Below are 613 nucleotides of genomic sequence, written 5' to 3'. Positions count from 1 at the left end.
TGATGAAGAGCAGGCCTTCCAGCGCCAAAAGCGTGCCGTTGTTTTTCATCCAGGTCTGCAAGCGTTCAGATGATGAAAGACGAACAAATTCATAGGTCTTGGCGGGAAGATATTGGTTTTTCTTCACTATGATTTTCTTGCCGCAAAGGATCCATCTGAACCATTGGGCTTTGATGGAAGTACCTAAAGAGCCAAGGCCATCGGCAATTGCGACGTGTGCAGGGACAAAGTGGCCCTGTTGGGTATAGCGTTGATAAAAAACATCAAACTCGCGTTTATAGCGACGAGAGTAAATATATTGAGCAAGCCAACAAACTAAGAGCAGCACGGCTGCAATAAGTGATGCTATTTTCATAAGCCACCGGCTAAGGTTCAAGGGGCGTTATGTCTTACTCAAAAAAGCAAAGATACACATCAACGCCAAACACCCCATTTTCAACACGCTTAATATGAAGTCTTTTCGAATCCAGCTCTTCAGATGTTGAGATGTGTTTTCATTCACGAATTCGTAGGTTTTTGGGCTCAGAAAAGCGTTTTTCCCTATCTTTATTTTTCTGCCATTCAATACCCAACGGAACCATTGTGCTTTGATAGACACACCGAGCAAACCAAG

2 protein-coding genes are annotated in these 613 nt (G+C 43.6%); both read right to left on the bottom strand.

From position 1 onward, the window contains the following. A partial coding sequence (locus ABAC460_RS0125425) for a hypothetical protein (protein WP_031237697.1) occupies positions 1–355 on the bottom strand: 355 nt, incomplete at its 3' end. A 27-nt stretch (positions 356–382) separates the two neighbouring features. After that, the coding region (locus ABAC460_RS50995) for a hypothetical protein (RefSeq protein ID WP_031237694.1) at positions 383–613 on the bottom strand (231 nt) is incomplete at its 5' end.

The organism is Asticcacaulis sp. AC460 (genome assembly GCF_000495795.1).
Taxonomy (GTDB): domain Bacteria; phylum Pseudomonadota; class Alphaproteobacteria; order Caulobacterales; family Caulobacteraceae; genus Asticcacaulis.
The sequence above is the reverse complement of the archived record's forward strand: the minus strand, read 5'-3'. Positions and strand labels throughout refer to the sequence as shown.